Genomic DNA, 26,129 nt, shown 5'->3' on the forward strand with positions numbered 1-26,129 from the left:
AAAACTACATTTCCCACCTAATCTTAAGACGTCTTCTTTATTAGAATTAATTAAACGATAAGTGTATGCAATTTGCATGCACTATTGACTTTTGTATGCAAATTGCATACAATTGCAAGGGATGTAGAATAAAAATCCAAAAATACCAAGGAGGAATCTTACTAATATGGCTAGATTCGTATCAATCGATATAGGTAATGATGCAGTTAAAGGATTTTTGGGAGACCTTGAAACCCGCCTTTACATACCGAATGTTATTGCAAATGTACAAGACCGAGAAATCGTAGAAATGGAAAAGAACCCTTTGAATGCCTTGCATGTAGAAATCACTTCTTCTGCTTTGAAAAATAAAAATGGCAGTTTTGCGGTAGGAAAATTGGCATCCAAATATCCTAATAACGATGAATTGACTCCAGACCAAGATAAAGCTGATAGCGATCAGCCCGTTATCATGCTATTAACATCCCTTGCCTATGATGCTGTCGGGCAGTTCACAGAAGAAGATGGCGTGATCGAGGCTTCTTATTATTTATCTACCGGCCTGCCCCTGGACGAAACTAAACAAGGCAAAGCTAAAGAATTCAGAAAGAAACTGAAAAGTTCACAGCATGAGATAAAATTCCTGAAAACACCATCTTTGGAAGGTAAAATCGTCCGGATTAAATTTGAACAAGTGCTGGTCAACACGGAAGGTTTTGCGGCATTCGTTGATTTAACAACAAACAATGATGGATCCACCAAAAATGAGGATTTGATAGGAAAAACCCTCTTAATCAATGATATCGGTGGCCTTTCTACAGATTCTGCTATCATTTCAGCTGAAGCAGAGGTTGATAACGAATACAGTAACGGTATCAAGAAAGGTGTTTCTACCTATCTTGATAACATCATTCGCAAAGTGTATACCAAATTCAAATACACGATTAAAAGCCGTCGGACCCTGGTCGAAATCATTACAAATGAGCAACCTGAAGAACAATATCATATCTGGGTAAATGGAAATCGGGTTTCCATCAAGGACATCATCGATGAGGAACTATCCGTTCTTGCAAAAGAGGAATATAAATTGATCAAAGATATGTGGCGGAATGTCCCAGATATCCGACTTGCTTATCAAATTGGCGGTGGTTCGCTTGTATTGAAGCCCTACCTATCTGAATTGAATCAATCTGAAAAGAACTACCCTCTTCGCTTTGTATCTGAAGATGATAGCATTTGGATGATTACCCGTGCATATTTCAAGATATTGTTGATGTATTTGCAAAGTAAAGGGATTTCCACACAAAAACAAGCCCTAATCAAAGAGTGATTTTCCATGACTGAACGCTTTGAACCTGGAAAAACGGTCTCTTTTCGCTTGCCACCTGATACCCCTTTACATGTTGTAGACTATCTAACCCAAAAGAAGAATGAATTGGGCCGGAAATTCAGCAGCGAAATTGCTCCTATTTTTGTTGAGGCCGTTTCGCAAAAAGCCCTGGGTAATGCAGATAATGCGCAAATCTCCATTACCCTACCCGAGGGTTTAACTGCCGATCAAAAAGAATGGGTGAAGCACCCCAATACGAAGGCATTGATCAGTCAACTTCTTTATCAGGTAGTGACAAAGCCTACTACCCCACTAGATTTCGATCAGCAACTTCTTACAGAACCAGTGGAGGAAAAAAAGCCTGTTTTCAAGACCAATGCCATGATTCAGAGCTTTGCTCAGAAAACATTCTTGAATTTCGACGAAGAAGACGATTAACCCCCATCCATAGATGGGGGTTTTTAAAGTCACATTCAAATTCCTTTACAGAAAATCCCAAACAATATACTAGGTCCCGCCCAACCCTCCCACTAATATAGAGGAATAACAGGACGGGATGTCTAATACTAATAACAACGCTATTTTTATGCACCACTTATGGTCAACACTCCATAAATAGTCTACACAAACCGATAATCCACTCACTTTTTGTGGTCTATATATAGTATGTAGTCCACAATTAGAGTGAAAAGTTTTAGTTTAGAATACACGAATCATTTTATTCAACTCATTTTGTTTTAACTTCTTTATTCTTTATATTAAAATAGAGAGTATGATGAAGATATTAGTGGACCATATATAGATTGTTCTCTAACATTTATGTACATGTTGTACACAATATGTACTCCACGAAACACATATGGAACACAAATTGCGATTTTTTATAGAAATACATAAACCATTGCACCTAAAAATAGGGGAGGGTTAATACATGAAAGAAAATAGGCATTGGAGAATAAGCGATTTTGTAGAAGAGCTGAACAAAGTATTCGATAATCAACATGTACATATCAATACGGTTGATGGCTGGTTTAAACGTTTGGAAAAGAGCAGCATTCATTACATCAATCGAACGATGGAAACGAAAGAGAAGATATACGATGATTTGGATTTGAAAATAGCAATATTCATCAAAAAAAGAAGGGGGGAGAAATGGGCGCTTTCCGCCATATCAAGAGATCTCCCCAATCACTTTGAATTACGCCCGTTTCCCGTAAAAGAGGACAAACCTGCACCACATGTAGACGATATAGAGAGCATAAAAAAGCAGATATCCGAGGAAGTTAGAAGAACGTATGAAGAGTTGGCTGCCAGCCAAATTGAAGAGCTGAAAAATCAATATAAACAATTAATCACAAGCCTACCCAAGCCACCGTCAACAGAAGAAAAAAAGAATCAAAGCTTTCAAGCCATGGTGATTCAAAGGAAAATTGAAAGCTCATTGGAAGAAGAAGCGAACCAGGCTTGGACCAGGTTACCTGACGATCAGCGCCTGAAGCGAATTGGATTTTTCAGAAAAGACATCGATTTGGAGAAAAAGGACAAATTTGTCCGAGATTATATCAATGAGAATTTCGTAGACCGGTTAAAAAAAGAAATGGAACTAGACAAGTAAAGGATGGAAGGACATTAAAGATTGAATACTTTAATCCCTATATTGAAAGAATGAGGGGACATTGAAGGGATAATTATATACAATTAATAGTACGTATTAATGATAGTACTCACTTTCAGACACTATATCTTTTTTATCAGATAAAACATTCGATGATTCTTGCATTTAATATGAAACTCTCTTGGTATACTATGGATTTCTATCTTTAAAATCAAATAAACTTTTCAAAAGTCATCTATCAGGAATCTAACTTCCTAATAGATGACTTTTTTGTTAAGTGAAGTTGATTTTGAGGTTAGATTATGGCCCTTATTAAATCAAGGAATTGCGGGCTCAACACGGGTTTATTAGGCTTACTTGTCTCTGGGCTACACAGCAATTTTATTATGTTTAGAAAGGTTATTACAATTTACAGAAGCAAAATCAAATGTTACATATTATCACAAATAATTATCAAAAAAGAACAGCCTCAACGTAAAGGGAGCTCATTTCATTCTACTAACTTTTAATAATTGATATTTTTAAGAGGACACCAGTACATATTTTTTTGCGTGTTTAAGATGGTCTTTGAACGATTTTATAAAGTTAGAACGATTTAAACGGCTTTCTCGGTGTTTAAATTTTTTCAATCATCGATTCAGTCAGGATAAACTAAGGGTGTAAATTGCCGAGGTATTGGCCCTTTTTATTACAACTTTTCTTTAGCAAATCAACCAACTTCATTGGTTTGAAAAACGTATTTTAATCTATGTATAATTGTGCCCTGTTATTTATAAGGGATGAGTTGTCGATCTTGGCATGTTGGATATGTCAATCTATTATAGGTTTCCATTTTGAAACGGGTTAATAAATCAACATGTAGAGGATAAATTGTGTTTTACTTTAAGCAAAATGAAAAAGGGGGAAGATATGAAGAAAGAAAAAGCTGATTTTCTTGGAAGTTAATAGGCTGTTAAATCGGGTTGAAAAACAGCAAACCAAACACAAGTCACCGTCTATACCTCTGATAAAAAGGCTATGTAGTCCTGGAAAGAATGAATAAAGAAAGGAATAAAAGTATAAGGAAATACTGATATCACTGTTTCACTATAAATGGGCTGACGTGGGACATACAACATTGATAGGGTGGGCTTATGGGGACTCGTATTTTTTAAAAGTTTACTGACATAGGACACCTACTTAGCATAAAAAAGAAGATATTTGATGAGATCATTGGCTATTGTTCAATATCCCTTTTATGTCCCTATAGTGGGCTGATGTTTGACAAAGCGTGAATCACAAAGGGAATTTGATTAAAAATCAAAAAATTAATAGAAAAGTCCTTGTAAATGTTTAAAGTTGGCAGCCGTTTCAACTAATAACATAGCATAAAGGATTGTTACATAAAAAAGCTGGCAGTAACGGGATTCAAGCACAGTCGAAATGAAAAACGGGAGCCTTGCCATGACCTTAAGGCCCTATACGATTTACAGTAAGTGATGCGGAGAAATAAAAAACAGAACCGGATACAAACGACGGAACTACTGTTATGCTATCGCCTATAACTAAAGGAACTTGGAACGTTTTTCCGGTTGTGATGATAGTATTGAAGATATCGTTGCCGAATATTGTAAATCGCGAACCGGGCATAATTACATTATTACTTCTAATATCAAATTGTACTACTCCCTCAAAAGTTGATATTAACACGTCTGCGCTTATTTCATATACTCCACCGATCAGTATAATTACTGAATCTGTTGCTGGATTTGCTAGCACATTTAAAACTGGACCAGGGAAGTCAAAATCCATAGCAACTTCTTCTTTAGCTAATTTACCATCATCATCACTTGAATATAATGACCCAAATGCAGGGGTTACGCCGGGTCCTTGAGCACCTTGAGCTCCTTGAGCTCCTTGAGGTCCTTGAGCACCTTGGACTCCTTGAGCACCTTGAGATCCTTGAGCACCTTGAAGTCCTTGAGCTCCTTGAACACCTTGAGGTCCTTGAACACCTTGAGGACCTTGAGGTGCTTGAGCAGGTACGTTTACAATCACTTTAACGTTTTGCTCTGCCTTTTGTTCTTGTTTAGATTCGCATTTACATTTACTATGTCCACAATCCTTACATTTTTTATGATTGCATTTACATTTACTATGTCCGCAATCCTTACATTTTTTATGATTGCATTTACATTTACTATGTCCGCAATCCTTACATTTTTTATGATTGCATTTACATTTACTATGTCCGCAATCCTTACATTTTTTATGATTGCATTTACATTTACTATGTCCGCAATCCTTACATTTTTTATCCTTAGCCAAATTAATTCCCCCCTTTATAAACTCTGAGATATTATATGAATCTGGTTTTATACTAGATTGGACACCCATAGAAAACTCTTAATGAAAAAGTTTGTTTTCCACCAATTCTTCTTCAAGTCGAAAAGGATATTCCCTTTTTTATATCAATTCATAAGATGTGCGCTGTTGTAAGTACCTTTTGTAAAAATAAAAGTGTAAATTGCCAAGAGATTTGTCCGTTTTATACAACTTTGCTTTAGCAAATCAACCAACTTCTTTGGTTCAAAAAACGCAGATTTTATTCTATGTAAAATTGCGCCCTGTTTATATAAGGGATGAGCTGTCGATCATCGCATGTTGGATACGTGTATTCTATTAATAGGTTTCCATTTTGAAACGGTTTAATAAATCAACATGTGAGGATTTATTAAATTGTGTTTTTAATTTAAGTCAAGATGAAAAGAGGAGTGAAGATAGAAAAAGCTAATTTTCTTGAAGTTAATAAGCAGTTAAATCGGTTGAAAAACAGCATCAAGAGCTTCAGCAAAACAAAAACACGTCACCGTCTATACTTCTAATAAAAAGGCTGTGAAATTCTGGAAAGAATGAATAAAGAAAGGAAGAGGATAAGGAAAAACTGATATCACCGAGGGTGATATCTAGGCAAAACCTATGTTTTAACGATATCAACATTTCACTATAAATGGGATGACGTGTGACTTACAACATTCAGGGTGGGCTTATGTGGGACTCACATTTTGTTGGAGTAGAGAGTAGGTTATATGTATAAATGGAGTAAACGGGCTGGGCAAGAATTAGTAAGTAAGAGAGAGTGGGGAGGAAAAGTGTAGTAAAGGTAAGGAATTGGGAGAGATGAGGTAATTAACGTGGTTAGATGAGGCTGCGTGTTTTATTTATTGGAGGCTGTTAATTTTGGTGGGTATAGTTGATCCGGTTTTTCTGAAGGAAATGGGGAGATGGTTGGACAGTGAATAAAAGGGTCGTTTTCTTATTCTTTTTTTAGAGAGGTGTTAAAAATCCATTGTTAAACCAATTTAATGGGCTATCTCATTTGTTTGAATTTTTTTGAGTATTTTTTCAATGAGTCGAAAAGTAAGGACGCTAAAAGTGGCTCTTAAGGGGATTTAAAAGCCTTAGTCTTTGCTGTTTATTTATTCCTTATCCAAATCAAGTGTGTAAAAACAATAAAATGAACAATAGTTGTGGTTTTTTTCTTCAGTATGCCGATATCCTTCGTGGCCTTGTAAAACCAATAACCAAACGTTTTTCGTAAAGTATAGTTGCCGGCATGTTCGACGCCAGCACTCTCTGCAGCTTAATTAACTGCCGATAGGCCTAAGTAGGGGTAAGGGGTTGTTCTCTCTTCCTGGACGACTGGAATAAATAGGGGTCTATACTTTTTAAGCATAGTCATAGACCCTGGAAGCAATTCGCGATATACATGTCGAGATTTTTTTTGCGTTTTGCCTTCACCAGGAGAATCTTGTGTTGTTTTTCTTTTAGTCCCAGTATCTGTTTGATGGTCTGACGAAGAGTCTAGCAGTACGTAAACGTACTGCTATTTCAGTTTATCCAGCCACCCATTGATTGATTGCGATAAATTGCTGGTCCCGATTTTCATTTCATCCACTATGAACGAGGTAATCGTGCTCCAGGATATCTGTTCCTCATATGGATTGTTCTTATTGATGAATGTCATGACCTGTTTCAGCTCCCTCATTCTACCTTCATCCACGTGTTTGCTTAAAAAAATCCGGACATACTCATTGATGAAATCCGAGTTTTTCACACTGGCGTCCAGCAGCAAGGCAACAGCCGTCGTCGGTGTGACATCCAACGCGTAGCCTAGGGTCCTAATGTTCTCAAAAGATCGTTGGGAAAACCGCATGGTGATTCGTTCCTTCTGTCCGGCTGGAATTTCACTCTTGATTGAGGCATTAGCTAAGTCTCCTCTATATAACGTTTGATCCAACCAAATCTGGCGACGGAAATAGACGGACATATGCTCCATGACCTTCTTCGAAACGACACCCGCCTCGCAAATATCCACACACACATCCTTAACCGGTGTATTCGTGATATAGGAAATCCGGTAGATGCATTCCTTTAGCGTAACCGGAATTGTTGGCCTGACATCTCGTTTTTTATCCGATCGGGTGGATCTCAACTTTTCTTTTAACATCCTTTTTCCCTCCAAATCTCATTTTATAGTTAGGACACTGTCATTTAGTCCCCGGCTAATTCTATTTATATGAGAGTGACTGGGGAAGCATGTATAACTTTTGAAAAGCCTGTCCAAGATGAATAAAAAGACAATCGGGAGGAGAACCGTCTATGAAAAAAGAGGACGCAGCTGCGTTGGCAAAAAAAATGATTGATAATGCAAACATCTATCATTTGCCGTTGAAAAAAGGGAATAAGAAAAAATAATCTCATTTATCCAAAGTCATATTACTTTTTTCGGAGATAAATGGCCTATAAATCTAGGACAATGCCAGGGTGTCCTAGATTTATAGGCTATCCTAATAATATATTCTATCAAGGTTTATGGTATAAGATATAATTTCATATCCCTAATATATTTTCATTAATTATCCCCATTATTGATTTCCTTTTCTCTTATTATTCAAAAGTTGCCTACCTTGGTATAGGGGAAGGCATCTAAACTCTGATTTTTTATAGAATGTAGGATTATGAAATAATCCTACATTCTATAAAAGAAATATCATAAGTTTATAGTTTTAAATATTATCCCAGTCAATGGTATGAAAGGAGATCAAGCTCTAGGAGGAATCGTCATATTCCACTTCTTAATTTTTTTCACAAGGGTTGAGTGATCGACACCTAAATATTCAGCTGCTTTTCTTATCGAAGGTTTCTTTTGTAGAGCTTCGATAATCATTCTTTTTTCAAACTGTTCCATTCTTAGTTTTAAGGTATGAGCTGATTCTGAGTAGCTATGAATGCTGAAATGTGGGGGGAGATCCACGGGCTCAATCGTAAACGATGGGACTGAAACAATCATACTCTCAACTAAATTCCGTAATTCTCTCACATTCCCTGGCCAATGATAGCTTTGTAAAATATGTTTTGTTTCAGATGATACATGCTTTTCGACATTATATAATTTACAAAAATATGCAAAGAAGTGATCAAGTAAGATTTCAACATCTTCTGGTCGCTGACTTAATGGAGGAATAGATAATTCAATAACTTGTAGTCGATAATACAAATCTTCACGAAATTCGCCTTTTCTCACTAATTCTTGTAGATTCCTATTAGTTGCCGAAATAATTCTAATGTCTAATTGCTTTACTTTGCTTCCACCGAGTCTTTGAATTCTTTTCTCTTGTAGGACACGAAGTAATTTGACTTGCAAGGAAAAGGGCAGTTCGCCCACTTCATCCAGCAAAACTGTTCCTTTGTCTGCAAGCTCAAGGAGGCCGACTTTACCTTCCTGCCTCGCCCCGGTAAACGCTCCTTTTTCATATCCGAATAGTTCAGACTCTAATAGCTGTTCAGGGATAGCCCCGCAATTTACTTTAATAAACGGCTTATCTTTTCGATCACTTAATTGGTGAACTAAATTGGCAATAACCTCTTTTCCAGCTCCTGAAGGGCCAGAAAGTAAAACACTTGTTGGGAACGAAGCAATTTGTTTTACTTTCTCGATTATTTCCCTCATTTGACTACTTTGAAATATTACCTTTTCATCCGTTCCGTCGGAGGAAAAGGTGTAACGATTTGGGCTCATTTCTAAAAAACTTTTTGCCTTTTTTAACTCATTTGTCAGGTCATTTAACTGAGTAATGTCTCTGACACTTGTGACGACCATATGAATGTTGCCTTCCTCATCGAAAACGGGATTTCCTGTTACCATGACATCTTTATGTTGACCAATTTGTTGAAGAATCGATATCCGCTTTTTTTCCCGTAAGACAAGGAGAGAGACGGATTGGTCAAAATGACCTTGTTTCACTAAATCGCTCATTCTATGACCTATGAGCTCTTCCCTTTGGAACCCTGACATTTCCTCGTAGGCTGAATTGACAATGAGTGTCAATCCTTCTTTATCAACGACATAAAGGCCGTCTGTGGAAAATTCGATGATTTTTTCCATTTGACTTAAGAGGGAGCGATACTGTTCCATTTGAGATATATCTTGAATAACACATACAGCTCCAATCAACTTGTCACCCTGATATAAGGGGGTCTGGTTAACCATACAATGTAACCCTGCAATGGTCATGTTCACTCCAATTGTACTTTCACCACTTTGAAGAAAGTGAGAGATTTGTAGATTAGGTTCAAACTCGCGAACATCTTTACCGATGTAGTCTTGATGATCATAATTTAATAACTTTTGTGCCGAAGCATTCATTAACAGAACTTTTTCATTATGGTCCACAAGAATGACCCCATTTGACATGGATGAGAAAATGCTTTCTAAAATATCTTTGTTCAGGGGAACATCAGCCTCCTTCCAAGCATGGTGAATATAATCACCATCTGGTGAATTATTTCACCACCTTTAAAAGCCTATTGCTACTACAACCGCCTCTATTGTGGTGAATTTTATCACCATTATCAGATTTCGACAATGAATAAACATCTGTAAAATACAGCATTCCGGATGTTGGCACGGTTCTTGCATTAAAATATTTTGTAATTTTTTAAAAGTTTAAGGAGGCGCTGAATGGAGACGAAAGGTTTATTCATTAATGGTAAATGGGAAACAAAAGATAGAACCTATGCACTTCATTCCCCATATAGTGGAGATGTTATAGGTAACATTAGTATGGCAGACGAAGCTGATGTCAAAAAGGCTTTTGAAGGGGCACAGGCGGCTTATGAAACGATGAAAGAGATGCCTGCCTATAAGCGATCAGAGATTTTATTTGAGGTTGTTCAAATCCTTCATGAACGAAGGGAAGAGTTAGCTCACGTTTTGGTACTTGAGGCTGGTAAGCCTATTCGAGCAGCACGTGGAGAGATAGACCGGACCATCACTACATACCAATTTGCAGCAGAAGAGGCGAAACGTATTTACGGGGAAACCATTCCTATGGATGCCGCGCCTGGTGGTGAAAATCGACTAGGGTTTACCTGGAGGGAACCATTAGGTGTTGTGGTGGCCATTAGTCCATTTAATTTCCCTTTCAATCTCGTCGCCCATAAATTAGGACCAGCCTTTGCCGCCGGAAACACAGTTGTCTTGAAGCCTGCTGAACAAACACCTTTAAGTGCGTATTTGATTGCTGAGATCTTCCAGCAAGCCGGACTTCCAGACGGTGCTCTTCAAGTGATTACAGGAGATGGAAGAGAACTCAGTGATGCTCTTATTACAGACGAAAGAGTCAAAAAAGTGACGTTCACAGGAAGTGTAGGGGTAGGCAAGCTGATTAAAGAAAAGGCAGGTTTGCGAAAAGTTACGTTAGAACTAGGTTCCAATTCTGGATTAATTGTTGAACCAGACGTACCTTTGGAAAAAATTATTCCCCGATGCGTAGAAGGTGCATTTGCTTTTGCAGGTCAAGTTTGTATTTCGCTGCAAAGAATTTATGTTCATGAATCAATTTATGAGGCATTTAGTAAGCGCTTTATAGAACAGGCAAAACAATTAACAATCGGTAATCCGATGGAAGAAACAACCGATATAAGTGCAATGATTAATCGTAAAGAAATGGACCGAATCGAGTCATGGGTCAAGGAAGCAATTGAGCAAGGAGCTAAAATTGGTCTAGGTGGGACACGTGAAGGGTCCGTATTCACACCAACGGTTTTACTGAATGTCACAAATGATATGGCTGTTTCTTGCCAAGAAACATTTGCTCCAGTTGTTTCAATCGTTCCCTATAATGAGTTCGATGAAGCAATTAATATGGTCAATGATTCCATGTATGGACTGAATGTGGCCATCTATACCCAAAATATCATGAATGCATTGAATGCTGCCAAAAGGCTAGAGTCCGGTGGCATCATTATTAATGATATCCCAACATTTAGACTGGATCATATGCCTTATGGTGGTATTAAAGACAGTGGTTACGGACGTGAAGGTATTAAATATGCAGTTGAAGAAATGACCGAATTAAAATTCGTTACAATAAAAACAACTTTTTAAGGAGGAGTGCACTATGGTTCATATTGTTAAGCCTAACCCGAAACTTTATGTAATGGACAACGGTCGTATGAGTATGGATAAAAACTGGATGATTGCAATGCATAATCCAGCGACAGTAAGCAATCCGAATGCACAAACTGAATTTGTAGACTTCCCTGTCTATACTGTTCTTATTGACCATCCGGCAGGTAAAATCCTATTCGATACTGCTTGTAACCCTAACTCTATGGGACCAGAAGGCAGATGGGGAAAAGCAACTCAACAAATGTTTCCAATTGATATGGGAGAGGAATGTTATCTTCATAATCGCCTAGAGGAGCTAAAGGTAAGACCCGAAGATATTAAATACGTAGTAGCATCCCATCTTCATCTTGACCATGCTGGATGCTTAGAGTTATTTACGAATGCTACGATTATTGTTCATGAAGATGAGCTAAACGGTGCGCTTCAAACGTATGCTAGAAACGAAAAAGAGGGTGCTTATATCTGGGGAGATATTGATGCCTGGATAAAAAATAACCTTCAATGGAAAACAGTAAAACGCAGTGAAGACAATCTTGAATTAGCAGAAGGAATTAATATCCTAAATTTCGGAAGTGGACATGCATGGGGAATGCTGGGGCTTCAAATCAATATGCCAGAAACCGGTGGGATTATTCTAGCTTCTGACGCTATCTATACAGCTGAAAGCTTTGGGCCGCCCATTCAGCCACCTGGTATTATCTATGATTCTCTTGGATATTCCAATGCAGTTGAAAAAATACGGAGAATAGCCAATCAAACAAATTCCCAAGTATGGTTTGGGCATGATGCTAATCAATTTAAAACATTCCGTAAATCCAATGAAGGCTATTACGAGTAAGAGAGAAGGGGATATCTATGAATATTGCAAAGTTAGTTTTTACTCCGTTAACTTATACAGGGTGGGGAGCTTTGAGGCAATTGTTACCTGAAGTTGAGAAATATTCACCAAAGAAAATTCTTGTCGTTACAGATCCAATGCTAGCGAAGATTGGTCTAGCGGAGCGTATAACAGCTCCACTTGAAGAGCAAGGCTATTCTGTCACTTTATACACTGATGTAATCCCTGAACCACCTGTAGAAACAGGAGAGAAGCTTGTTGCCTTTACTCGAACAGGTGAGTTTGAAATGGTTATTGGTGTCGGTGGAGGAAGTGCACTCGATTTAGCAAAATTAGCAGCAGTTTTGGCTGGCCATGAAGGATCTGCAGCTGATTACTTAAATTTAACTGGTACGAAAAGTATAGAGAAGAGGGGATTACCTAAAATCCTCATTCCTACTACGTCTGGAACAGGCTCAGAAGTAACGAATATCTCTGTTCTGTCCTTAGAAACGACAAAAGATGTTGTTACACACGATTATCTACTCGCAGATGTTGCGATTGTTGACCCAGAGCTGACTGTATCTGTTCCGTCAAAAGTAACAGCAGCAACAGGAATTGATGCACTAACTCACGCAGTAGAAGCCTATATTTCAGTAAACGCAAGCCCGACGACTGACGGTTTAGCTCTTCAAGCGATTCGCTTAATTGGTCGATCCCTTCGCAAGGCAGTAGAGGACGGAAGTGACAAGCAAGCACGGATTGATATGAGTAATGGAAGTTATATAGCTGGTCTTGCATTCTTTAACGCTGGAGTAGCTGGTGTGCATGCATTAGCTTATCCACTAGGAGGACAATTCCATATCTCTCACGGTGAATCAAATGCGGTCCTTTTACCTTATGTAATGGCCTATATTCGTAAAAGCTGCACAAAGAAGATGGCGGATATTTTGAATGCATTAGGTGGAAATTCAACCTACTTATCTGAAGAACAAGCTTCATACAAATGCGTAGAAGAACTCGAGAGACTTGTGAAAGATGTTGGTATCCCACCTACTTTAGCTGGCTTTGATGTACCGGAATCAGCTGTAGAGAGCCTAACTCAAGACGGCGTGAAGCAAACGAGAATCTTGGCTAGAAGCCCTCTACCTTTATTAGAAGACGATATTAGAAAAATCTATCAATCTGCTTTTGATGGGACGGCCGTAGAGCCTAATTAATTGAAGATGTACCAAAACAACACCCAGCTGCAGCTTGAGTGTTGTTTTGGTTTCTAGGAATTTAAAAAGCACCTTTTTACCATACGTTCTGTTTCCGTCAGTTAATGAATTATTTCACGTAGTAGACATGGAACATGACTGGTTTTCACTTCAGAAACAAAGAGGCATAAAGACAGCAACGTTCTTCTTCACGAATATATTGCGGTCTTTTCATGTTTATAGGCCTCGTGTCACACTAAAATATTTATCTACATTGTTCTATTTTTATAAAAAGTCGTGTGCCCCTTTAATGGCTGGGTAACAAAATCTGAATAAAGTATGACCTAGTCTAGTGAATTTTAAGCACTTACTCAGAGTTTTAATAAATGTTCTGCATTTTTGAAAATTAGGTGTTTTCATCCAATCCAATTAATACTAGGTTCATAAGATACAGTAATATTTGTTAAAAGGAGGATACCAAGTTGCCTAAGGGTAAAAAATGTAAGGATTGTGGACATAGAAAATGCAAATGCAACGGACAAAAGGTAGTGCAAAACATTGTAGTGAATGTAAACTCACCTGAAAAAAATTAAGGATTGCGACATAGTAAATGTAAATACAAATGCAAATGTGTATCTAAACACGAACAAAAAGGGGGAGCCCAAACGTTGAAGTGGATGTTAACCTCTACCTGCAGGGACAACAGAAGCCACGGGAACAACCGCGGCTAAAGGAAACTTGGATTATGCATTTTCAAAACCGGCAAGCATATTTTTGTCTACTCCTGTAATAACAGTGAGCAATGTAGTAGCCTCAATTAAAACCCTCAACATCACTATTACCCAAAATGCTATGGTTGAATTGCGTGGTCTGATAGGGTGGAGTTTCGCCGACGTTCAATAATCTTGTGATGATTTGGAGAATCGCAGGTGAACCAGAGGACCAATATTTTGGGATGTCATTATGAGATGGGTGTTGATATTAATGAGTAATCTGCATATTTGAGGTCCAAGTTCTATGTAGACCCTTCAGTTGGATTGGCGCATGTCACTTATGCATTGACGGCACATATCGATTCCACGTTGTCCCTAGGTTATACAGCTGACATCAAGGATCCAATTGTTTTTGTGTTGGCATAGCCTATCCAGTATAGGTAACGATGCCCCCCAGAAATCATGTCTGCAAATTGTATTTAAAGCAAATAGAAAAATACACGTTTGAAAGAGGAGTTTTTTGTGTTTTTAGTCATTATTCTAACAAAATTGGTCACAGTTAATGATAGTACAGCTTTGAGTCTTAAAAACATTAGATTTCTGGTACAAAGATTACAAGTAGTTGAACGAGGCATATAGATTCCTAATGGAATCTATATGCAATAATAACGAATAGTTTATGATTGAACCTCCAGAAATAATGGATTTAGCTGTGTGCAAAAGGATTTCAATCGTAAATAACATAGAACAAACTCGATTTAAACCGAAGATCTTGCTCGACTATGCTATACATAATGGATATGTCGATTTAATCAAGGGGGGAAGAAGGGAAGATAGACACATTTTGTTTAAAAAAATATCTAGTTTACATAAGATTTATTATAGGTAGTACAATGGATGAAATACTGTATTAAAATGAACATTTTAAATATTGTCTTTATTGGCTGGGTAACAAAGGCTGGATAAAGTGTGAATTAGTCTAGTGAATATAAGCATTTGCCCAGGAATTTAAAAATGTTCAGTATTTTTAATAATTAGGCGCTTTTATCGGATTTTGTCCAATCTAGTGATTCCCCCTATTCATAGTATAATGTTATGTTCCTTAAAAGGAGGATACAAAATTGGGTAAGGATAAAAAATGTAAGGATTGCGGACATAGTCAATGTAAATGCGAATCTAAACAAGAACAAAAGGTAGAGCAAAACGTTGAAGTGAATGTAAACGTACCTGCTAAAGGTAATCAAGGGCCTCAGGGCGTTCAAGGGCCTCAGGGTGCTCAAGGACCTCAAGGTTCTCAAGGCGTTCAAGGGCCTCAAGGCTTTCAAGGGACTCAAGGGACTCAAGGCTTTCAAGGGCCTCAAGGCGTTCAAGGGCCTCAAGGCGTTCAAGGGACTCAAGGGACTCAAGGCGTTCCAGGGACTCAAGGCGTTCAAGGACCTCAAGGACCTCAAGGGCCTCAAGGCGTTCAAGGGCCTCAAGGACCTGGAGTTGTGGGTTTTTCTTTTTCCGCCCCGGCAAGCATACCTTCTCCGGGATTAATAACAGTGACCAATGTGGAAGTCCCAATTACAACCCTTACTGTCACTATCACCCAAAATGCAGTGGTAGAATTACGGGGTCTAGTAGGGTGGAGTTCATCTAACTTTGCTGGTTTAGCGATGATTTCACCTAACTTTTTTGATCTCGTGATAATTTTTAGGATCCGCAGGGGAGTCGGAGGACCAATTATTTGGGAAGGTCATGATGGAACCAGTGTTGATACTGATGAGCAAACCCCATATTTGAGCTCCATTTTAAATGTAGATACTTCTCCTGGATTGGGGCCCGTCACTTATGAATTGACTGCACAATTAGATCCCGTATTGTCCCCAGGTTCTACAGCTGAAATTAACGGTCCAATTGTTTTTGTTGGAACAGCTTATCCAATATAGAGAACGATGCCCCCAGCATTCATGTCTACAAATGGAAAGGAAAACACAAAAAAACCACATTTGAGAGTTGAACGTGGTTTTTTTCCGTGTTTTTAGTCGTTATTTAAACAATATTATTCACACTTAATGTTTATATAGCTTTTAATCTTACGAAGATCTTGTTCAACTATTCTATTAACAGTGGAAATGTAATAAAGAGGGTGTAAGAAGGGAAGACAGACTGCCTTTTTGTGTTGAAAAAAATATTTAGTTTACATAAGACTTATCCAAACTACAAGTAATCTATTGATAGTGCGACAATAAAAGAAATTTTACCCTTTAGATACTAATTCACAATGTCTGCAAAACTTCGGATCGATGTAAGCGTTAAAAAAAGGCGTCTTACCATGACCACTAAGGTTAACACTTTGATTTTTGAGCTCCTAAATACAATAGGAGATAAACCCCTGCCAACAAGAACATCACCTAAAAGTGACAAAACGACAAAAAACCTCCTTGGAGGTGGGATAAAAAGTTAACTTTTTCTTATTTAGTAACTATTTTATTTTTGCCTTTATATATTTCAATATCAGGAAAAAATTCACTATTACACTTCAAGAGTAACATACATTCCGCTCTTGTAATGGAACATTACTTGGCTAACAAAATCTAGTTCCAGCATTACATTGACCCATACCACACCTATAGTAACTACCTGCTTATTATCAACCTTTGGATATTAAGTGTGTCTCAAATAAAAATCAACTAATATATACATTAGTAGGTCGTAGGCCTGATACATGTAAGGCTGCATTAAAGACATTCTGTTTAGATTTTTACTTACATCGTGCACTCACATGTTAAAATATTTAATTAAATCGATTAATTTCTTCCCGGAAAATCCGTCATTATAAGAATCGGATAAGTACAGGTTTCTAATATTTTCATATATCCCCTTATGCCCGCTAGAAATATAATAATCATTCACAACTTTGGTCAGTTGATTAGGGTCTGTTTGTATATAATCACCTAATTTGTCGAAATAATCATATGATCGATTACTATTTAAGAAGTTATAAATAAACACAGGTTTATTAAGTAATATACTTTCTAAAACGACTGTAGATAAAGAAGAAACCACCCCGTCGACATGAGAAATTAATTCGTATAGGTTATTTTCTCTTGAAGTATAAACTTTAATTGATTTATATTTTTTTTCAAGTTCTAAATATACTCCATATTTCTTCTTTCCCATCTCCCACGGATGGGGTTTTATTATTATTTGGAAATTTGGGTTGTCTAAAATATTCTTAATTAGAGTTTCGAATTTGATAAAATCTAGTTGTGGCCCAGTAATTACTAATAAGGTTTGCTTATTAGGGTCAAAATCATATTTTTTAAAAAAGGTTTCTTTGACTGTCCTAAAATTTGTAAAAATCTCATCAAATTTAGGATGACCTAATTCTGATATTCGATTTATTGGTAGTCCTCTTTGCGAATACCATCTTTTCTCATAATCTCCATAGACCCCAACTACTGTAGTAAAAACTGGCATAAACGCTTCTTCCCCCATTAATATCCCGTGCTGTAAACAAATACTTTTGATACCTCGCATTGAGCCAACGATAGAAAGAGCTCTGCTTTGCATATCTTCAGTAGTCCCCACAACGATAGAGGAAATATCAAGTTTATCAAAAAGGTTAAATACTGTACTAAGGGTTTTCACGATTAATGGTATTCGATTTAGAAATGTCTGTTGAAAGAATTCATTACCAAATGCCGGATGATTTTTAAATTTTTCAAATAAGGAGGTAGCATTGTTTACAATTTCTTCAATATCCTTAGTATTTTTCTCTTCATATTTCGCAATACTCTCGCTTGGAATCCCAAAAATATGTGAACTTTTTGACCGAGAAAGAATAATTGTTTCATTGGGATTAAACCATTTATTATAAGTTAGTTCAGGAATACGAGTATAATCAGAATTGATTAAGATTTTCCCATTATTAGTCTTAAGCATTAAAGGTACTCTGATTTTTTCAAGCCACTTTTCAAAATAAGGTTGAATCATCTCCTGATTCAATTCAGGTGATTTTAAATTTGCCTGAAAGTCTTTATTCTCCATTTTGATTTTAAGTTCATTATCTATTTGCTGATAAAAGTTAGTTAACAATACTATAGGGATTTCTCTGAATTTTAAATGATTAAATGTTTCAACAAACTCCTGATAAAGTGTCCAATAATTTGATAAATAGGTGTTCATCCTCCCTCCCTCCGTCTAAAGGCTCTAATAGATTCTCTCAGTTCTTTACAAGTTCTTTGTGGTGGTAACATTTTTGAAAATTCATTTGGAGTATCATTAAATAATTGAGCATGGATAGATTTTGGGGTTATATAATTAAAATCCAGAATCTCATCAATGGGATAAAATGGCCAAAAGTGATTGATCCTCCAAAAGAACCTAGCATCTCCTGTTCTATAAAATTGAGGATCCTCATCCCAATATGAATCAAAGGTTTCTTTTATTTTAGGAAGAATGGACATTCGATGCATTATGGAACAATGGTCAGTCATACAAGAAGCAACCCATGAAACTTTTTTTGCGGGTCTAACAATGGCGTTGGTAATTTCCCCCTTCTCATTTAGATGAAAAGTTTTTGATGCTGAGTATACTACCATTGCTTTAGGTTGTTTATCTAAGTATTCTACCATTTTCTCAATTTTCTGCCTGTGGTGAACATTATCATCCGTAGCATAAGTAACATACTCTCCCTGTGCTAATTCTAGTGCTTTATTGATTAAAACTGCATATCTTGTTTTCTCTACCCTCTCCTCTATTGTTTGAATATCACTCCTGAAAAATTTTACTCTTTCATCATTTAAAAATTGTTCAATAACACTTATAGTTTCGTCATTTGAATTATCATCCATAATAAATAATTCAAAATCCTGATAAGTTTGGTCTAAAATTGAACGAATAGAATCCGACACATATTCTTGTTTATTAAAACTTGTTAATATTACCGTAACTTTTGGCAAAAAAACCCCACCTCTATATAAGATATTTGATTCCTCAGGAATTTAAACTAGCAAGAGTAGAACTGTTAGAATCGAACCGGGGACTAAGCGTGGATAAGAAACACGGTCTTGAGGAAACGAGAATTTTTAAAACAAGAAGGCTGCAAAAGGAAGCATCGCCTGCAAGGACATTTTTTTATTTCCAATATACAAACCACTATAAAATACTCCAATCCACAGGGGTACCTGCTTTTATTACCTTATCTACCTTTTTCCCCAATAAATGTTCGTAATATTTAGGAGCTAAGCCATAACCTGGTCTTATGACTCTTATATTTTCTTTTGTCAACACGTCGCCTGCCTTTAAGTCTTTTACAATATAGATTGATCTTCTAAATTTCATGGATTTTTGCTCTTCTTCAGTCGGTCCGTAAGTTATATGACCTAAAGCTTGCCAGGCTCTTTCAGTATCTACTACTAAAGCCTGCATTTCACTCGGCTCCATAGAAAAAGCAGCGTCTACACCACCATCGGCTCGAGATGTAGTAAAATGTTTTTCTATAATAGTCGCCCCAAGTGCAACACTTGCCACAGAAACGGCAATGCCCATCGTATGATCGGATAACCCTACTTGACAGCCGAAAAGCTCTTGCATGTGTGGAATCATCGATATGTTTGTATTTTTAGGTGTAGCTGGATAAGTACTCGTACACTTTAAAAGAATAATATTTTTACACCCAGCATCTCTTGCCGAACGAACAGTTTCATCTAGCTCAGCCAGAGTTGCCATACCTGTAGATATAATCATTGGCTTGCCTGTGGAAGCAACCTTCTTAATAAGGGGGATATCATTGTTTTCAAACGAGGCTATTTTATACATAGGTATATTTAACTCTTCTAGGAAGTCAACGGCTGTTTCATCAAAAGGAGTGCTAAAGGGGATGAGTCCCAATTCTCTGCATCTTTCAAAAATTGGCTTATGCCACTCCCACGGAGTATAGGCTTGTTGATAAAGCTTGTAGAGGTTATTTTTATCCCATAAACTATTCTTATCATCAATTTTAAAATCTTTATTATCTATATTCAAGGTCATTGTATCCGCAGTATAGGTTTGTATTTTCAATGCGTGGACGCCTGCTTTAGCTGCAGCTTCAACTATTTCTAAGGCACGTTCTAAAGATTGATTATGATTTCCTGACATTTCCGCAATAATAAAAGGAGGATGATTAGATCCAACCAATCTTCCTGCAAGATTGATATCATTCATGTGATCACGCCTCTGCTGTAAAATTCAAGTTTAATTTCCCTTTATACATTTCCCACTCTTCTTTTAGTAATCCAAAACTGATTACATCGATAAACTGCCCTTCTCTGCTAAGTTTATTTTTATAAAGCCCCTCATGCTTAAATCCTAATTTTTGATGAAACCTTTCACTTTTTTTATTAAATGATAAGACTTCACCAATAATTTTTCTCATGGATAAACAATGAAAGGCGTAATCTAATCCTAAACATCCCATTATCGTACCAGAGCCTTTAGGTGCATTACTTTCACCAATATAAAATCCCCAGACACACGTTTGATTTTGTTGGTTAAGATTCTTAAAAGAGATGAGACCTAATGGTTTGTGTTGATAAATGAAAAGTCGATAATAATCCTTTTGATTATTCAGCATATCTTCAAACCATCGACTATGATCTTCATAGGCAATTGGTTGATCATTATACATGTTCATACGAATATGCTCCGTATTTCTCCAATTAAAGATCATTTCCTTATCCTTTTCAGATAATGCCCTTAAACAATAATCCATATTATTCATCCAATCTCACAATTTCTTTTATCATCGTTTGTTGGTTTACGATATTATCTTTCATAAAAAGATAGGACAACCTTGACATTTCATTTCGTTCAACTTCATTTCCTATCAAGTTTTCCAATTGTTGCGTTAAAAATGACTGCTCAAGCGTTTCCTTTTCCCCTAAATATTTGATAATTTTCTTTCTCCCTAGAGTTTTACAAATTTCCACCTGATTATCGGCAACACTCCACACTATAGAAGGCAGACTAAGATAACACCGTTCCCAGGTAGTTGTTCCACCTGCTCCAATTGACAGATCAGCTTGACACATCAATTCGGCGATATTATTCACTTGGCAGTAAAATTGTAGATAATCATACTGATTGCAAATCGATGCAAGCTCTGTTTTATGACGATTAGACCGACCAACAACAACATCTACTTGGATGTCATTACGACCCATTTTTAAGAAAGAGGCTAGAGCTTTTCCAGTTTCATTCGTTTGATCAATTCCACCAAAAAAAATTAATATCCGTTTCACAGATCCACTTCTTATCTTTTGCTCACTCCATTTGGCATAAAACTCATCTCTTAACAAGACGTAACTCGGTCCTAAAAACGTTTTACAATGTGGTGGTACGAGAGAATGATAACGACTTGGATAATCCTCTAAATAATTTTGATCTATTAAAAAATCACAATCATGCTTACGGTCCGCTAAATCATCAATTACCAAAATTTTATTTGAAATTTCTCTAAGACTTCCTTCCCAGATCTCGTTAATTGCATAATGATCGACAATTAACAAATCAACGAAGCTTTTCCTTAGTAACTTTTTTGTTTGTGTTGCATCAACACTCAATGAAACACCTAACCATTTAGAGTGTTGCGTGTAATTTGGAATTTTGAAATTCACTTGAGAAGCTGGAAGTCTTAAAACTTTATATCCGTTTATTTCGATAAAGTCACATAAATGTCCGTTATGTTCTCTACAAATAAAACTGACAATGTTTCCTTGTTTACTTAATCTTCCTGCAAGAGTTAAACATCTCATAACATGGCCTATTCCAATGTCTATTGAGGCATCAACACGTATAAATACATTCATATTTAATCCTCTAATTCTGAATTACATATTTTACTTTTCGATACTTCCTTTTGTTCAATATGGGAATTTATTAATACCCACTCTGGTTTATCTTGTAACAAATAAATAATATCTTCGAGTGTAAAGTATTCTTTATTCTTTTCATAAAGTCTATTAATTAATAGTGTAATCAGCACTAAATCTTCTTCCTTATCAACGGTTAAGCGAAAAGAGCTTAAATCGATATGATGTTTAACAAATGCTAATTTAAACTTATCAGGATGATGATAAATATACGGTGTAACATGTTCACGATAAACGGTGTCTCTTGCTTCTCGATAAGATTGTTCCAATGCTTTCATTGAGAATACTTCAATATCTAAACCACGAGGATAAGTTCTTTCAATCGTATTTGAAACATAATCGTACAGACTTATATTCGATAGGTATTCATAAATGATTTTATCAATAACATTAGGATCGATTAACGGGCAATCTGATGTAAGTCGAACCACCACTTCGGCTTCATATTTACTTGATGCTTCAAAAAACCTCATTAATACATCATCTTCCGAACCTCGAAAATAGGCTACCGATAACCTTTCACATAGATCAACAATTGGCTGTTCCGTTTCCTTTGTAGTTGTTGCCACAACTATTTTATTAATTAATTTGGACCTTTTTACTCTTTCAATTTGATATTCAAGAAGAGGTTTACCTAAAACTTCCTTCATGACTTTCCCTGGTAACCTTGTTGATCCCATTCTTGCTTGAATAATAGCTACTACCTTCAAAGAATCACCTTCTAATCATCTAGAGTAACGGGTGATAACCTTATACACAGCATTAATAACGTCGAGTACATCATTTTCTGTCATTGCTGGAAAAAGGGGTAATGTAAGGACCTCTTCGTACAGCTTTTCAGCATTTGGACAAAGTCCTTGTTGATAACCTAGCCCTTGATAATAAGGTAAAAAATAAACCGGAATATAATGCACATTCACCCCGATATTTTCTTGAACTAAGGCGTTAAATATATCCTTTCTATTTCCTGTTAATTGCTCCAAATGAAGCCGAATCACATACAAATGCCAGCTTGAACTACTATCCTCGGTTTGATATGGAATAGTTGTTGAACTAATTTTTTTAAACGCCTCATTATACATCGAGACATATTTCTTTCGTAAATCCAAAAATTTATCTAATTTCTTTAACTGACTTGATGCAAGGGCTGCTTGAATATCTGTCATTCGATAGTTATAACCTAAAAAATGCATCTCATAAAACCAAGGGCCATGATTTTCTAACATTTTGCTAGAATCACGAGTGATTCCATGCGAACGGAATTGTAATAGCTTGTCATAATACTCTTTATTATTGGTTGTAATGATGCCACCTTCACCGGACGTAATATGTTTAACGGGATGAAAGCTAAACATGGTCATATCGCTATTAGAGCCTATCCTTTTCTGTTTATACGTTGCACCTAGCGCGTGTGCTGCGTCTTCAATCATAATTAAGTTATATTTTCTTGCAATCTCATTTATTTCGTCTAATGGAGCTGGCTGTCCCGTAAAATGGACAGGGATAATCGCTTTTGTTTTTTTGGTAATCTTCTGCTCTATTTCTTTTGGATCGATATTGTATGTTTTTTCATCAATATCAGCAAAGATTGGCTGTCCACCTTGAAATAAAACACAGTTTGCACTAGCTGCAAACGTTATGGGGGTTGTAATTACTTCGTCCCCTTCACCTATACCGGCTGCAAAGCATGCGCCATGTAATGCTGCCGTTCCATTGGAGAACGTTACAGCATACTTTGCTCCTACATAATTTGCTATTTCCCGTTCAAAGTTTGAAACGAAAGGACCAGTGGTAAGATAATCTCCTTTTAAAACATTAACAACTGAATCTATATCTTCATCATCGATCCATTGTCGACCGTAAGGAAGATAAGTATCTCTTTTTGGCCTAATTTGCAATTTAGCCTCCCCCTTCCGCTTTTTATAACTAAGAACTTTTAATCTCTTACTAGGTTTCTTAACTCTTCGACAGATAGCCATTGGTCATTCGTATTACTTACATAGCTAAAGCCATCAGGTAATGGTTTCCCACCTTTGTAAGATTTAGCATTCCACCACGGAAATTCCGGTTGAATTACATAGTATGTGCCGTAGTCTAATGTCCGACGAGCATCATCTTCCGTAATCATCGCTTCATGTAATTTTTCACCTGGGCGTATACCCTTAAACTCAACTTCACATTCCGGAGCAATCGCTATTGCTAGATCCGTTACTTTCATACTTGGAATTTTCGGAACGAAAATTTCTCCGCCCTTCATTCTATTGAGGTTATCAATAACAAACTGTACACCTTGAGTTAATGTAATCCAGAAGCGTGTCATACGCTCGTCTGTAATCGGTATTTTACCAGTAACCCTAATTTTTTTAAAAAATGGAACGACACTACCACGACTGCCAACGACATTACCATAACGAACAACACTAAAACGAGTCTTCTTGTTTCCAGCATACGAATTTGCTGCAACAAATAATTTATCTGATGCCAATTTTGTTGCTCCATATAGGTTAACCGGACTTGCAGCTTTATCAGTGCTTAAAGCTATGACTTTTTCTACCCCTCTGTCAATAGCAGCCTCAATAATATTTTGGGCACCATGGATATTTGTCTTAATTGCTTCAAACGGATTATATTCACAGATACCTACATGTTTTAAGGCAGCAGCATGAATGACAACATCGACACCATCAAATGCACGAAATAATCTCTCTTTATCTCGTACATCCCCTATAAAAAAGCGAATTCTAGGATCCGTATATTCCTGAGCCATTTCATATTGCTTTAATTCATCCCGACTGAATATAATGACTTTCTTAACATCCATCTCCAAAACCTTACTGACAAATTTTTTCCCAAACGAACCCGTACCACCAGTTACTAAGATTGTTTTATTTTTCAAATAATGCATACCATCCCCCCCATTTTGGATTATTAAAAGTATCATAATATTTTCTCTAGGATATATTGAATTCTATGAAAAAAGGTATGGCTATTCAAAACCCTTTCTTTTGCATTTTTACTATATTGATTTCTTGCTTTCTCGTTATTCATAAAATGATTAATCAATTCAATACAATTATCATTATTTGTATAGAAAACAATTTCATTAGAAACGTTAAAATGCATACCTAAATCAGGTTTTTTAGGAATTAGTTGAAATCCGCCACAGGCTGCAATATCAAAGGTTCTATTATTTATACTTTTACTTTCAATACCAAGTGTATTTATATTTTTATCAAAGTTGTAAGTACGATGAGGATTTAATATAATTTTTGAACTAATAAATATGTTTCTTACAACTTCAGGAACAACCCATTTATTTACAATCGTCAATCTTTCAACGTTATTACTGTTTGCTATATATTTTCTCCACCGAGGCCCACCAAGAATCAAACTATATTGTGTATGATTTAGAATATGATTAACTAATTTAATTCTCTCCGGGTATGGATAGCCAACGAGACATAAATCATATAAAAACTTGATAGGAGTACTAGAAGGTTGATACAAGATAGGATCTGTTCCTAAAGGAAGGTGGAAAAAGTTTCTTTCAGGAAACTTCTTCTTATAAAACTCAAAAGCCCCTAAATCTACTGTAAATATATAATCATAATCCTTAACTACTTCAATTGAGCTATCAATATAAAAGGGATCTTCTGTTAACCAAATACTTAAAATCGAACCACTTTTTTTAAAGTAATCTATTAATTGTTTATCTACCTTATAGCCAACAAGTGTTATGATTAAATCTGGAGTAAAATCTTTAATTTTTTCAATTGTTTCTTGAGTATACACTGGGTTTATTTTAGTAATTGTATGATCAAAAAACATAAATGCCTCTTCTATTGCTTGTTCAAAATAAGGGTATATACCCCTATAGCCTGATGAAATCAATAAGATTTTCATAGAATAAAATACTCCTCTATCTTGAAAAGGGGAAAATAAAAAACCTTTTTTAGGAATATATTTTTTCCCAAAGAACAACACCTATTATCAGGGTAGGGTTACTGAAAAGGATTCTATATCTTCACAACGTACTGTGGTTAATTGTCTTTCCAGAAATGGCGAAATCAATTCTTGCTCCAAAATTTGGACGGCGCAACACTTCACCGTGCTTAGCTCC

Annotated in this window: 20 protein-coding genes; 8 read left to right on the forward strand and 12 right to left on the reverse strand. The window is 36.4% G+C overall.

Going from position 1 to position 26,129, the window contains the following annotated elements; all coding sequences use genetic code 11:
- Nucleotides 1-166: 166 nt before the first annotated feature.
- From JFU50_RS30245 to JFU50_RS30255, 3 genes are all read left to right on the forward strand, one after another.
- A complete protein-coding gene (locus tag JFU50_RS30245; protein WP_201225769.1) occupies nt 167-1,309 on the forward strand; it encodes a ParM/StbA family protein in 1,143 nt (380 codons plus the stop codon).
- A 6-nt stretch (nt 1,310-1,315) separates the two neighbouring features.
- Entirely contained in the window at nt 1,316-1,747 is a 432-nt protein-coding gene (locus JFU50_RS30250) for a hypothetical protein (protein WP_201225771.1), read from the forward strand.
- Between the two features lie 493 nt (nt 1,748-2,240).
- Nucleotides 2,241-2,924 carry a MerR family transcriptional regulator gene (locus tag JFU50_RS30255; protein WP_201184424.1) on the forward strand — a complete coding sequence of 228 codons (684 nt, stop codon included), beginning with the start codon at nt 2,241-2,243 and terminating at the stop codon, nt 2,922-2,924.
- Nucleotides 2,925-4,373: 1,449 nt separating this feature from the next.
- Here JFU50_RS30255 and JFU50_RS30260 read toward each other — a convergent pair.
- The 3 genes from JFU50_RS30260 to JFU50_RS30270 all read right to left on the reverse strand — a co-directional run bounded on the left by JFU50_RS30260 (nt 4,374) and on the right by JFU50_RS30270 (nt 9,696).
- On the reverse strand, nt 4,374-5,231 hold the full coding sequence (locus JFU50_RS30260; protein WP_201225773.1) for a collagen-like protein: 858 nt from the start codon (nt 5,229-5,231) through the stop codon (nt 4,374-4,376).
- 1,558 nt (nt 5,232-6,789) lie between these two features.
- Nucleotides 6,790-7,413 carry a hypothetical protein gene (locus JFU50_RS30265; protein WP_201225775.1) on the reverse strand — a complete coding sequence of 208 codons (624 nt, stop codon included), beginning with the start codon at nt 7,411-7,413 and terminating at the stop codon, nt 6,790-6,792.
- A gap of 594 nt (nt 7,414-8,007) precedes the next feature.
- Complete coding sequence (locus tag JFU50_RS30270; protein ID WP_274608170.1) at nt 8,008-9,696, reverse strand: sigma 54-interacting transcriptional regulator; 1,689 nt, start codon at nt 9,694-9,696, stop codon at nt 8,008-8,010.
- A gap of 231 nt (nt 9,697-9,927) precedes the next feature.
- On the opposite strand from JFU50_RS30270, the gene JFU50_RS30275 reads away from it, so the two are divergent.
- The 5 genes from JFU50_RS30275 to JFU50_RS30290 all read left to right on the forward strand — a co-directional run bounded on the left by JFU50_RS30275 (nt 9,928) and on the right by JFU50_RS30290 (nt 16,039).
- Nucleotides 9,928-11,355, forward strand: a complete 1,428-nt coding sequence (locus JFU50_RS30275; RefSeq protein WP_201225779.1) for an aldehyde dehydrogenase family protein — start codon at nt 9,928-9,930, stop codon at nt 11,353-11,355.
- A 13-nt stretch (nt 11,356-11,368) separates the two neighbouring features.
- Nucleotides 11,369-12,217 (forward strand): AhlS family quorum-quenching N-acyl homoserine lactonase, encoded by an 849-nt coding sequence (gene ahlS, locus JFU50_RS30280; RefSeq protein ID WP_201225781.1) that lies wholly within the window; start codon nt 11,369-11,371, stop codon nt 12,215-12,217.
- A 17-nt stretch (nt 12,218-12,234) separates the two neighbouring features.
- Nucleotides 12,235-13,416 (forward strand): iron-containing alcohol dehydrogenase, encoded by a 1,182-nt coding sequence (locus tag JFU50_RS30285; RefSeq protein ID WP_201225783.1) that lies wholly within the window; start codon nt 12,235-12,237, stop codon nt 13,414-13,416.
- A gap of 980 nt (nt 13,417-14,396) precedes the next feature.
- A complete protein-coding gene (locus JFU50_RS30525; RefSeq protein ID WP_201254740.1) occupies nt 14,397-14,534 on the forward strand; it encodes a hypothetical protein in 138 nt (45 codons plus the stop codon).
- 695 nt (nt 14,535-15,229) lie between these two features.
- A complete protein-coding gene (locus tag JFU50_RS30290) occupies nt 15,230-16,039 on the forward strand; it encodes a collagen-like protein (RefSeq protein WP_201225785.1) in 810 nt (269 codons plus the stop codon).
- A gap of 832 nt (nt 16,040-16,871) precedes the next feature.
- Here the strand turns inward: JFU50_RS30290 and JFU50_RS30295 are convergent.
- The 9 genes from JFU50_RS30295 to JFU50_RS30335 form a co-directional block, all read right to left on the reverse strand.
- Entirely contained in the window at nt 16,872-18,281 is a 1,410-nt protein-coding gene (locus tag JFU50_RS30295) for a capsular polysaccharide export protein, LipB/KpsS family (RefSeq protein WP_201225787.1), read from the reverse strand.
- Nucleotides 18,278-19,057, reverse strand: a complete 780-nt coding sequence (locus tag JFU50_RS30300; protein WP_201225789.1) for a glycosyltransferase family 2 protein — start codon at nt 19,055-19,057, stop codon at nt 18,278-18,280. The genes JFU50_RS30295 and JFU50_RS30300 overlap by 4 nt, the downstream gene beginning before the upstream one ends.
- A gap of 196 nt (nt 19,058-19,253) precedes the next feature.
- Nucleotides 19,254-20,303, reverse strand: a complete 1,050-nt coding sequence (gene pseI / locus JFU50_RS30305; protein ID WP_201225791.1) for a pseudaminic acid synthase — start codon at nt 20,301-20,303, stop codon at nt 19,254-19,256.
- A 4-nt stretch (nt 20,304-20,307) separates the two neighbouring features.
- Nucleotides 20,308-20,850: a UDP-4-amino-4,6-dideoxy-N-acetyl-beta-L-altrosamine N-acetyltransferase gene (pseH, locus tag JFU50_RS30310; protein ID WP_201225793.1), complete on the reverse strand. Its 543-nt coding sequence runs from the start codon at nt 20,848-20,850 to the stop codon at nt 20,308-20,310.
- A gap of 1 nt (nt 20,851) precedes the next feature.
- The gene (gene pseG / locus JFU50_RS30315) at nt 20,852-21,946 is read right to left on the reverse strand and encodes a UDP-2,4-diacetamido-2,4,6-trideoxy-beta-L-altropyranose hydrolase (RefSeq protein WP_201225795.1); all 1,095 of its coding nucleotides are present in this window, start codon (nt 21,944-21,946) and stop codon (nt 20,852-20,854) included.
- 2 nt (nt 21,947-21,948) lie between these two features.
- Nucleotides 21,949-22,719, reverse strand: a complete 771-nt coding sequence (locus JFU50_RS30320) for a cytidylyltransferase domain-containing protein (RefSeq protein ID WP_201225797.1) — start codon at nt 22,717-22,719, stop codon at nt 21,949-21,951.
- A 15-nt stretch (nt 22,720-22,734) separates the two neighbouring features.
- The gene (pseC, locus tag JFU50_RS30325; RefSeq protein ID WP_242489196.1) at nt 22,735-23,907 is read right to left on the reverse strand and encodes a UDP-4-amino-4,6-dideoxy-N-acetyl-beta-L-altrosamine transaminase; all 1,173 of its coding nucleotides are present in this window, start codon (nt 23,905-23,907) and stop codon (nt 22,735-22,737) included.
- Nucleotides 23,908-23,945: 38 nt separating this feature from the next.
- Nucleotides 23,946-24,914 carry a UDP-N-acetylglucosamine 4,6-dehydratase (inverting) gene (pseB, locus tag JFU50_RS30330; protein WP_201225801.1) on the reverse strand — a complete coding sequence of 323 codons (969 nt, stop codon included), beginning with the start codon at nt 24,912-24,914 and terminating at the stop codon, nt 23,946-23,948.
- 32 nt (nt 24,915-24,946) lie between these two features.
- Complete coding sequence (locus JFU50_RS30335; protein ID WP_207198922.1) at nt 24,947-25,990, reverse strand: CgeB family protein; 1,044 nt, start codon at nt 25,988-25,990, stop codon at nt 24,947-24,949.
- Nucleotides 25,991-26,129: the final 139 nt, after the last annotated feature.

The organism is Peribacillus sp. TH14, from assembly GCF_016651145.1.
GTDB classification, from domain to species: Bacteria; Bacillota; Bacilli; order Bacillales; family DSM-1321; genus Peribacillus; species Peribacillus butanolivorans.

Bases quoted from the DNA above. Each gene is read 5' to 3' on its own strand.
- JFU50_RS30275 (WP_201225779.1), top strand. From the start codon at position 9,928: ATGGAGACGAAAGGTTTATTCATTAATGGTAAATGGGAAACAAAAGAT.
- JFU50_RS30245 (WP_201225769.1), top strand. From the start codon at position 167: ATGGCTAGATTCGTATCAATCGATATAGGTAATGATGCAGTTAAAGGA.
- pseG (WP_201225795.1), bottom strand. From the start codon at position 21,946: ATGAATGTATTTATACGTGTTGATGCCTCAATAGACATTGGAATAGGC.
- JFU50_RS30295 (WP_201225787.1), bottom strand. From the start codon at position 18,281: ATGAACACCTATTTATCAAATTATTGGACACTTTATCAGGAGTTTGTT.
- pseI (WP_201225791.1), bottom strand. From the start codon at position 20,303: ATGAATGATATCAATCTTGCAGGAAGATTGGTTGGATCTAATCATCCT.
- JFU50_RS30285 (WP_201225783.1), top strand. From the start codon at position 12,235: ATGAATATTGCAAAGTTAGTTTTTACTCCGTTAACTTATACAGGGTGG.
- pseB (WP_201225801.1), bottom strand. From the start codon at position 24,914: ATGCATTATTTGAAAAATAAAACAATCTTAGTAACTGGTGGTACGGGT.
- JFU50_RS30250 (WP_201225771.1), top strand. From the start codon at position 1,316: ATGACTGAACGCTTTGAACCTGGAAAAACGGTCTCTTTTCGCTTGCCA.
- JFU50_RS30255 (WP_201184424.1), top strand. From the start codon at position 2,241: ATGAAAGAAAATAGGCATTGGAGAATAAGCGATTTTGTAGAAGAGCTG.
- pseH (WP_201225793.1), bottom strand. From the start codon at position 20,850: ATGGATTATTGTTTAAGGGCATTATCTGAAAAGGATAAGGAAATGATC.
- JFU50_RS30265 (WP_201225775.1), bottom strand. From the start codon at position 7,413: ATGTTAAAAGAAAAGTTGAGATCCACCCGATCGGATAAAAAACGAGAT.
- ahlS (WP_201225781.1), top strand. From the start codon at position 11,369: ATGGTTCATATTGTTAAGCCTAACCCGAAACTTTATGTAATGGACAAC.